Source organism: Acinetobacter sp. UBA3132 (assembly GCF_002364825.1).
GTDB lineage: Bacteria > Pseudomonadota > Gammaproteobacteria > Pseudomonadales > Moraxellaceae > Acinetobacter > Acinetobacter schindleri.
Map to the genome: position 1 here is coordinate 1 of NZ_DEZM01000069.1, position 7,880 is coordinate 7,880.

Below are 7,880 nucleotides of genomic sequence, written 5' to 3' on the forward strand. Positions count from 1 at the left end.
GTCCCTATCGTCTAGAGGCCTAGGACATCGCCCTTTCACGGCGGTAACCGGGGTTCGAATCCCCGTAGGGACGCCATTACTTTAAATTGAAAGTAAAGGTTTTAAAATCTATCTTCTGTACTGTCCCTATCGTCTAGAGGCCTAGGACATCGCCCTTTCACGGCGGTAACCGGGGTTCGAATCCCCGTAGGGACGCCATATTCGAGATGATTATCTTAAAATGATCTTCTCATAAAAAAGCTCAGGCATTGTGACCTGGGCTTTTTTATTGCCTTCAATTTAATTTATTTTTACCATATATTCAAAATAATAAACCTCTAAAAATTTACGCACTTTTGCAAAGTCCTTGTATTTTCCGCCATAAAATCGAACAAAAACCAAACATCTGATCTTTCACATAAGGCTAAGGTGAGTTAGGAGCCAATATGCAAGGATAAGATTATGTTCACGAGTACGGAGTTTTGTTTAACTGCACCCCCATTTGAAAATCTTGTTCAAGAACCAACTAAAAGCTTCAAAGATTGGGTGGATTTTTTTCTGGATGAGCAGATCTCTAAAAAAACAAAAACAGATTCGGCAGAACAATACCTCAGTCAGTTAATCCAGCACATCGATCTGGATTCTATGAGCTGGCTCGACCAACCCGAACATGCTGCTACGCATTTTTTAGAAGAACATCATAAAATTTGTGGCATATTTCAGGATTATCTCAGCCGTCGCAAACAAGGCGGACAACGTGAATACTTTGCTACGGTATCGCATGCATTTGAATTTCTCTACCGGGTTGCACCTACAAAAATGGTCGATGGCTCATGGTTATACTCTACTCTGGAACATGCGGATCAACCTGCGCTTAAAGACCTGATTCATATTTATCTGGAAGAGCTGGGGCTAGGTCATCCACAAGCCAACCATGTCACCATGTATCAGGATCTGCTAAATAACTATGAACTCACTGCCTATAGCGAACAACTCGACGACCGCTATTATGAACAGGCAGCTGTCCAGTTGGCTTTAGCTTATGCGCCAGCTGAATATTTACCGCTGGTGATTGGCTTTAATCTGGGCTATGAACAACTACCGCTACATTTATTGATGACCAATTATGAACTGGCTGAACTCGGTATCAATCCGCATTACTTTAATGTGCACATCACGATTGATAATGCGCATAATGGCCATGCGCAAAAATCCCTGCAAGCTTTCCTGGATCTATATCGTTCTGCAGAACACCCGGAGCGCTATCTGGAAATGGTCAAACAGGGTTACTTGCTGAATGACATAGGCAAAAGCTCTACCCAGATCGTGCGTGAGTTAGATCTCGATGCCCAGGTGTTGAAACTGTTTCAGCAGAAAGCTTTAATTGGTCAGTACATTCATAACCAGAAATGCCAGTTTAGCGGCAAGACCATCAATGAGTGGTTGTCACAACCTGAACAGATTCAGGATTTTCTACAGGTCATGATGGATAAAGGCTGGATCCAACGTGGACTGTCTGTAGAGCAAAGCCGTTTCTGGAAACTGATTGATGATCCAGATGGCAAGATGTTTGGCGTATTTAATGCCACAGAGAAACAGATAATTCGTGACTGGATTCAAGGTCCAGAACTGGCTCGACGGCTTTCTTCACATCAACTACGGACGCAAACACCGATAATCAGCCGGCAAGAGCAGCATAAGCTGGAAGAACTTCGCTTGCATCTAAAGCGTTGTGACAATAATGAAGAAAAACTGGAGATTCTCACGCCTTATGTAGCACCACATTGTCATTATCAGCAGCTTGGACTTTGGGCGACACAACAGGTCTCTAAAATCCTGTTTCCTTTCCAGACCCAAGCGGTGCAATTCAGCTAACTCTGTTGCATATAAAAAGGCACCATAAGGTGCCTTTTTATATGTAGATCAGGTTATGCAGATTTACGTGAATTAATCTGTCCTTTAATCACAGCAGTGACATTGCCTTTTAGATAATGCAGGAAAACTTTTAATGGTGACAGTTTGGGATTTGGCTGCTTACCTTGAACAATCCGTTTAAACTGTGCGGCATACCAGATGATTTCCATGATTGCCATTTTATCAATCATTGGAATACCGGTTTTAATCTTCTCTACCGCATAGCGTACATCCTGCCCTGCCACGAGCTTCTGCCCCAGATCAGTTTCTACTGCAAACGGACGGGCAATACCAACAAAATCACAGGCACCACTCTCAAGTGCAGCATTCATACCAGCAGCAGTTCTAAAACCGCCAGTCACCATAATATGGCAGCTCACTTCCTGACGGATTTTTTCGGCAAAATCCAGGAAATAGGCTTCACGGGCAATCGTGGAAGCTTTACGTTTATCCGCTTTAACGCCTGCCATTGCTGGTGCTTCATAGCTACCGCCGGACACCTCAATCAGGTCAATGCCTACTGCATCAATAGCTTTAAAGATATAGATCACATCTTCTTCGGTGATACCGCCACGCTGGAAATCAGCCGAATTCAGTTTAACGGAAATAATGAAATTTTCTGAAGTCGCAGCACGGACTGCCTTATAGATTTCTAATAAGAAACGGGTACGGTTTTCAATACTGCCACCCCACTGATCCTGACGTTTATTGGTCAATGGTGATAAGAACTGACTGATCAGATAGCCATGCGCACCATGAAGCTGTACGCCTTCAAATCCTGCTTTTTCACAAATTGCAGCAGAAGCTGCAAAACGCTGGATAATATCCAGAATTTCATCTTCGCGCAGTTCACGTGGGGTACCAAAACTGACAGCCAGTGCCGGACTAAATGGCACTGCCGATGGTGCTACAGTTTCCCGGTTCAACCCTTTCGGACATTGACGCCCCGGATGTGACAACTGCACCAGTTGCACCATACCATGACGTTTGCCAACTTCTGCCCAAGCCTTGAGTTTGTTCAGGTCACGTTCTGTTTCAGCGACTATAACACCCGGTTCATTCTTGGCACGAAAATCCACCATGACATTACCCGTAATCGCACAACCTAGCCCGCCTTTAGCCCAGGCTTCGTAGAGTTTCAAATGTGAGTCATTCGGCTGACCAGCATCATTAGCGAGTGCCTCGCTCATAGCACCTTTGATGATACGGTTTTTAAAGAGGGTATTACGAATCTGAATTGAATCTGTCAGTTGTGTCATACTTTTTTCCTAAACATTATGCTTTTATTCTGTCGGTGTTATACCCTGTCAGCAAGAAATTGACAATGACCCATGTCAATTTCATTTAAAAAGATTTGTAGTTTTAATATTGGCTGGCTGCAATTAACTGGCGGGTATAGTCAGTTTGTGGGTGCAGGAATAATTGTTCAGTCTCCTGAACCTCCATAACTTGTGCATGATGCAGTACTAAAACCTGCTGGCAGAGTGCACGTACCACTTGTAAGTCATGACTGATAAACAGGTAGCTAATTCCTTCTTCCTGTTGGATACGACGTAACAGTTTCACAATTGCACGTTGTGTAGTACGGTCCAGCGCAGAAGTCGGCTCATCCAGAATTAAAAGTTTTGGCTCTAAAATCAATGCTCTTGCCAATGATACACGCTGACGCTGCCCCCCAGAAAGCTCATGCGGATAGCGGTCTTTAAAAGATGCGGGCAGCTCTACCCGCACTAAAGCTTCCTCGACACGACTACGGATTTGCTCATTGGTCGTCGCTTTCAAGCCCAACCCTTCACCAATGATCTGTTCGATGGTCATACGCGGATTCAGACTGCTAAATGGATCCTGGAAGACGATCTGAAAATTACTACGTAATGGTCGTAAGGCTTTTTCAGACAATTGATTCAAATCTTGATTTTCCAAAAGGATTTGACCGTGGCTTTCAATCAATCGTGCTATGGCCAAAGCAAGTGAGCTTTTACCTGAACCACTTTCGCCCACCACTCCAATCGATTGCGCCTGTAGCATGCTTAAATCAAGCGGTTCGACAGCAGTGACATAGTCCTTAATGCGATTCAGTAGACCCTGTTTAATGGGAAATTTGACTTCTACCTGCTTAAGTTCGAGCAAGGTTTCAGTTTGCTCTAAAGGCAGTGCCTGACCAAAATCATGATTGAGCAAGTCTTGGGTATAAGTTGATTGGGGTAAATTAAAGATTTGTTGTACTTCACCTTGTTCTTCAATGCAGCCCTTGTTCATGACAATCACCTGATCAGCATAGCGTCTCACCAGATTCAGGTCATGACTGATCAGAATCATCGCCATCTGCCGACTCTGCTGTAAAGATTTCAGCAAATGTAAAATCTGGGCTTGCAAGGTGACATCGAGTGCGGTAGTTGGTTCATCTGCAATCAAGATATCTGGATCTAGTGCCAATGCCATGGCAATCATCACGCGCTGACGCTGGCCACCAGATAATTCATGCGGATAACGTCTTAGTTTGTCCTCAGGTTCAGGAATACCAACATCCTTCAGTAACTCCAGCACCCGTTCTCGTGCCTTGGCTTTAGACCAGCCCTGCAACAACAAGGTTTCGCCAATGATCTTTTCTACCCGATGCAAGGGATTGAGTGCCGTCATCGGCTCCTGAAAGATCATGGCAATTTTCTTGCCGCGAATCTGACGTAATTGGAGCTGAGACAGCGTCAGTAAATTCTGACCATCTAATACCGCCCGGCCTTGTACCTTTAAATTTCTTGGCAACAAACCCAAGATTGCCAGAGTACTAATCGATTTACCTGAACCGCTTTCACCGACAATCGCCAAGGTCTGCCCGGCAGACAATTCAAAACTTAGCTGTTGTACCAGTACCTGATCTAGACTGCTGATCTGCAGATTTTCGACCTGTAGAAGCGGTGTTGCGTTATTGACGTCTTGGATCGAATGCATCACGCGTCGCCTCCCCAATATAGATCAGTAAAGATAGAACTATGGCCAGCGTAAAGAAGCCGGATAAAGCCAGCCACGGCGCATTCAGATTGTTTTTGCCTTGTAGCAGCAATTCACCCAGTGAAGCCGCATCAGGTGGCAATCCATAACCAAGAAAATCCAGTGCTGTCAGTGCGGTAATATTAGCCGTCAGCATAAAGGGTAACTGGGACAGACTCGAACTCATGGCATTGGGTAAAATATGCCGGAAGATAATCGCACGATCAGAAACACCAAGGCTACGTGCGGCACGCACATAGTCAAAATTACGCGCCCGTAAAAATTCAGCCCGCACCAGACCAACCAGGGTAGTCCAGCCGAACAGCAGCATGATCAGGAATAGCCAGTACACGTTTGGGGTAAACATGCTGACCAGAATCATCACCATAAACAGCATCGGCAAGCCACCCCAGACTTCCAGAACGCGTTGCCCTGCCAGATCAATCCAGCCACCATAGTAGCCCTGAATCGCACCAATTATAATGCCGATCACGGCAGATGCGATGGTCAGTGCGAAGCCGAACAGCAATGATATTCGTAGACCGTAAAGGATTCGCGCCAACACATCACGACCTTGGTCATCAGTCCCTAGCCAGTTTTGTGGCGTGGGTTCAGACGGCACAGGCACTGCCAGTTCCAGGTTTGGCGTCTGGTAGGAATATTCAATCAGTGGCCACAATGCCCAGCCCTTGGCATTGATTAACTGCTGGACGACGGGATCTTTATAATCTGCTTCAGTTTCAAACACACCACCAAATGTGGTTTCCGGATAAGTCTTAAATGCCGGCACATATAGTGAACTGTCATATCTCACCAGCAATGGTTTATCGTTAGCAATCAGTTCTGAACCTAAGGACAAAATGAAAATAATGATAAAGATAATAAAGCAGCTGAAGCCGAGTTTATTTTCCTTAAAACGCTGCAAGCGCGCTCGCATGATCGGTGACATTATTTGGCACCTCGCGAGTCAAAGTTAATTCGCGGGTCAATTACCTGATACATCACATCACTGATCAAACGCAGAATCAGCCCAAGCAAAGTAAAGATAAATAAGGTCCCAAAAATCACCGGATAATCACGCTGTACAATCGCTTCAAAACCAAGCAGACCTAATCCATCTAAGTTAAAGATAATTTCAATAAACAGGTTACCGACAAAGAAGATCCCGACCAGTGCTTCCGGCAGACCCGCGATGACAATCAGCATGGCATTTCGGAAGACGTGTCCATATAGCACACGCGATTCATTTAAGCCCTTGGCACGTGCTGCCAGTACATACTGTTTGCTCAGCTCTTCCATAAAAGAATATTTGGTTAAGTAAGTCAGCCCGGCAAAACCGCCAATTACCATCGCCAGTAATGGCAAGGTCATATGCCAGAAGTAATCCTTAATTTTTCCGAAACAGGACAATTCAGCAAAGTTTTCCGACACCAACCCTTGCAATGGGAACCATTGGAAATAGGAACCACCCGCAAAAAATACGATGAGTAAAATGGCAAAGACAAAAGCCGGAATGGCATAACCCACGGCGAGCAGCATCGAAGTGGATTTATCAAACAGGCTGCCATGCTGACGTGCCTTTCGAATCCCGAGTGGAATCGAGACCAGATAAATCAGCAAAGTGCTCCACAGTCCCAATGACAGAGAAACTGGTAATTTTTCTAATAATAATGTAGTTACAGGTTTATCTTTAAAGAAACTGATGCCGAAATCTAGTTGCACATAGCTTTTCAGCATTTCCCAAAAACGGATATGAGCGGGCTGATCAAAACCATATTGAGCCTTGATTTTTTCCACCATCTCGTCACTCAGGCCTTTGGCACCCTGATAGCTGCTTTTGGACTGTGCAGTTTCTGCACCTGTGGTTCCGCCCATGCCCTGAAAAGTTTCTGCCTGTTGAATGGCCTGTTCGACCGGTCCACCCGGCGCAATCTGAATGACAATGAAATTAATCAGCAGAATCAAAAATAAAGTCGGGATAATCAGCAAGAGCCGCTTAAGTATGTAGGTTCCCATTGTCAGTGATATTCCTTATTATTTTTGACGACGTAAATATTGGCTCACTTGTGCAGCTTTTTGTGGATTACTCCACCAGAAGTCGAATCCAACAGCAAGCTTTGGCTTGATCTTTGGCTGCTCATACATATTCCAGTAAGCATACCAGTTGCCGCCTTTCCCATAGGTCGGAATCTGATAATAACCAGCACGCAGCAGACGATCCAATACTTTGGTACGAATCACCAATTGCTGGCGATCCGGTGCCTGAATCACCTTAGTAATAGCATCATCAATCACAGCATTTTTGATACCCGCATAATTGTAATTACCCGGCTGATCTGCTGACGCACTACTCCAGAACTGTGCCTGCTCATTGCCCGGGTTGAGAGACTGTGGCAAGACATTGGTCGTCATATCAAAATCTTTACTGCGCATACGTTCAATATACTGAGGTACATCGACATGACGGATATTCACCGTGATACCCAGCCGTTTCAGATTACGTATAAAAGGCATTAAGGTACGTTGCAAACCATCCTGATGAATCAGGAACTCAAGTCGAATCGGCTTAGCTTTTGGATCAGTCAGTTGCGCATTGTGATAACGGTAACCCGCCTTGAGTAACAATTCCCGCGCGACCAGTAAATTCTTGCGATTAAAGCCTGAAGCATCCGAAACTGGATATTTCCAGGCTTTCAGCACACCAGCACGCTGAATCGGATCTAACTTAGCCAGATAAGGCTTTAAAATCGCCAGTTCTTCAGCTGAAGGCATGCCCTTCGCTTCCAGCTCACTATTAGCAAAATAACTTTGTAAACGGTGGTATTGACCATAAAACAGTGCCTTGTTCTGCCACTCAAAATCATAGGCATAAGTTAAGGCCTGACGAAAGCGAATATCCTGCATTGGTGCACGACGGGTATTAAATACAAAGCTTTGTGTCGGAATCGGGTTTTCATGATTGAAGTTGTATTTCACCACCATCTTGTCCTTGATGGCTG

At 44.9% G+C, this 7,880-nt stretch carries 6 protein-coding genes and 2 tRNA genes; 3 read left to right on the forward strand and 5 right to left on the reverse strand.

Annotated elements, in window-relative coordinates; all coding sequences use genetic code 11:
* The 3 genes from B4033_RS03095 (at position 1) to B4033_RS03105 (ending at position 1,854) form a co-directional block, all read left to right on the forward strand.
* Positions 1-76, forward strand: a tRNA-Glu gene (locus tag B4033_RS03095).
* A 46-nt stretch (positions 77-122) separates the two neighbouring features.
* A tRNA-Glu gene (locus B4033_RS03100) sits at positions 123-198 on the forward strand.
* A 243-nt stretch (positions 199-441) separates the two neighbouring features.
* The gene (locus tag B4033_RS03105) at positions 442-1,854 is read left to right on the forward strand and encodes an iron-containing redox enzyme family protein (RefSeq protein ID WP_286832033.1); all 1,413 of its coding nucleotides are present in this window, start codon (positions 442-444) and stop codon (positions 1,852-1,854) included.
* Positions 1,855-1,907: 53 nt separating this feature from the next.
* Here the strand turns inward: B4033_RS03105 and B4033_RS03110 are convergent, their stop codons facing one another.
* The 5 genes from B4033_RS03110 to B4033_RS03130 all read right to left on the reverse strand — a co-directional run.
* Positions 1,908-3,152, reverse strand: coding sequence for an NADH:flavin oxidoreductase/NADH oxidase family protein (locus B4033_RS03110; RefSeq protein WP_286832035.1), 1,245 nt, complete (start codon positions 3,150-3,152; stop codon positions 1,908-1,910).
* A gap of 103 nt (positions 3,153-3,255) precedes the next feature.
* Entirely contained in the window at positions 3,256-4,842 is a 1,587-nt protein-coding gene (locus B4033_RS03115) for an ABC transporter ATP-binding protein (protein WP_286832042.1), read from the reverse strand.
* Complete coding sequence (locus B4033_RS03120; protein ID WP_004810683.1) at positions 4,817-5,830, reverse strand: ABC transporter permease; 1,014 nt, start codon at positions 5,828-5,830, stop codon at positions 4,817-4,819. Before B4033_RS03120 ends, B4033_RS03115 begins: the two co-directional genes overlap by 26 nt.
* Positions 5,830-6,897, reverse strand: coding sequence for a microcin C ABC transporter permease YejB (locus tag B4033_RS03125; protein ID WP_286832038.1), 1,068 nt, complete (start codon positions 6,895-6,897; stop codon positions 5,830-5,832). Before B4033_RS03125 ends, B4033_RS03120 begins: the two co-directional genes overlap by 1 nt.
* An 18-nt stretch (positions 6,898-6,915) precedes the next feature.
* Positions 6,916-7,880: ABC transporter substrate-binding protein (locus B4033_RS03130; RefSeq protein WP_286832040.1), on the reverse strand; the 965-nt coding region annotated here is incomplete at its 5' end.

Bases quoted from the DNA above. Each gene is read 5' to 3' on its own strand.
- B4033_RS03105 (WP_286832033.1), top strand. From the start codon at position 442: ATGTTCACGAGTACGGAGTTTTGTTTAACTGCACCCCCATTTGAAAAT.
- B4033_RS03110 (WP_286832035.1), bottom strand. From the start codon at position 3,152: ATGACACAACTGACAGATTCAATTCAGATTCGTAATACCCTCTTTAAA.
- B4033_RS03115 (WP_286832042.1), bottom strand. From the start codon at position 4,842: ATGCATTCGATCCAAGACGTCAATAACGCAACACCGCTTCTACAGGTC.
- B4033_RS03120 (WP_004810683.1), bottom strand. From the start codon at position 5,830: ATGTCACCGATCATGCGAGCGCGCTTGCAGCGTTTTAAGGAAAATAAA.
- B4033_RS03125 (WP_286832038.1), bottom strand. From the start codon at position 6,897: ATGGGAACCTACATACTTAAGCGGCTCTTGCTGATTATCCCGACTTTA.